Genomic DNA, 1,581 nt, shown 5'->3' with positions numbered 1-1,581 from the left:
CACCGCGGGCGGCGGGCAGAGATGGTGTGAGCGTTATACCTGGGAGTCATAGATATGACTCCCAGGTATAACGCTCGTTGGTGTGCAGCCGTCGGCTCCGCGGCGTCCGCCCAACCGCTGGGTGGCGGGCGTGCGCCGATCAGGCCCGGCCGTGCGGGGCACAACCCGGCCGGGCCTGATCGGCGTTGCGGTGCGCCGGAGCGGGGCCGTCGGCCTGACCGACGGCCCCGCTCCCGGTCGTCAGGTCAGGGCAGGACCCACTTCTGGTTTGCCGCGTTGAGGCAGGTCCAGAGGTGCACGATGGTGCTGTCCGCCGAGTTGTTGCCGGAGACGTCGAGGCACTTGCCCGACGACGGGTTGCGCAGGCTGCCGTCGGCCTGGGCCGCCCAGTTCTGCGCCCCCGTGCCGTTGCAGGTCCACAGCTGGATCTTGGTGCCGTCGGCGGTGCCGCTGCCGGACACGTCGAGGCACTTGCCCAGGGCCTTGATTGTCGAGTTCGGCGTCACGGTCCAGGTCTGCGCGGCGCTGCCGTTGCAGGTGTAGATCTGGATCTGGGTGCCGTCGGCCGTGGCGCCGTTGCGCACGTCCAGGCACTTGCCGGCCAGGCCCTTCACCGGACCGACGCCGGTACCGCCGCCAGTCCCCTTGACCAGGGTGAAGTCGTCCACGTCGAAGAGCCCGGTGCCGCTACCGGTGAACGTGAGGTAGAGGTTCTGGGCACCGGACGGGACGCCGGACAGGGCGGTGGTGACGTTGGCGAAGGTGGTCCAGCTGCCGGTGTTCGGCACCGCGACCGAGCCGAGCACCGGGCCGGTGGCCGAGCCGGTACGCACCTGGATGGTGCCGCCCGCGCCGCCCGAGACGACCCGGGAGGTGAACGAGGTGACCCCGGTCAGGTCCACCCCGTTGTACGCGGCCCAGTCGCCCGGGTCGATGTAGCCGATGGTCTGCCCGCCGTTGGCGCCCGCCTTGGTGAACGGGGTGACCCCGTTGGCCGAGCTGAACGCCTCGGCCTGGATCGTGCCGGTCGGCGGCGGCGTGGTGCCCAGCTCCTTGATCCGGATGTTGCGGAACGAGGCGTCGTCACCGGTGCCGTGGTTCTGGATGCCGATGTGGCCGGCCAGCGACCGTACCGGATTGGTGTTGGTGAAGTCGTTGATCTTCACGCCGTTGAGGAAGATCTGCAGCCGCTCACCCTCGACCAGCAGCTCGTACGTGTTCCACTCCCCCGGCGCGTTGAGCGCCGCGTCGCGGGCCGCGATGTCGGCGGACTTGAACGTGTAGACCGCCCCGGTGGTGCGGTCCACCGCGTCGGTGGCGTCGATCTGGATCTCGTAACCGTTGTCCACCGCCGACCACGGGTCACTCGACGGCGGGAACCCGATGAAGATGCCGGAGTTGTCGTCCCCGGCCAGCTTCCAGTCCAGCTTCAACGAGTAGTTGGTGAACTGCTTGCTTGATATTTAACCTGCTGGGCGGTGGTATCGACCCCGGCTGATCATGACGACAGCCCTTGATCGATCATTCCTCTTGTCTAGGGAAGAAGATCGCAAACCAAGGGCTGTCTGGTGATCAGTGTGC

Annotated in this window: 1 pseudogene; it reads right to left on the bottom strand. The window is 67.9% G+C overall.

The annotated features are described in order from the left end of the window. Positions 1 to 245: 245 nt before the first annotated feature. Positions 246 to 1,460 (bottom strand): annotated as a pseudogene (locus tag FHG89_RS00095) (3-keto-alpha-glucoside-1,2-lyase-like domain-containing protein); the annotation flags it as partial. Positions 1,461 to 1,581 lie beyond the last annotated feature (121 nt).

This window comes from Micromonospora orduensis (assembly GCF_006228125.1).
GTDB lineage: Bacteria > Actinomycetota > Actinomycetes > Mycobacteriales > Micromonosporaceae > Micromonospora > Micromonospora orduensis.
This window is presented reverse-complemented; position numbering and strand designations above follow the sequence as displayed.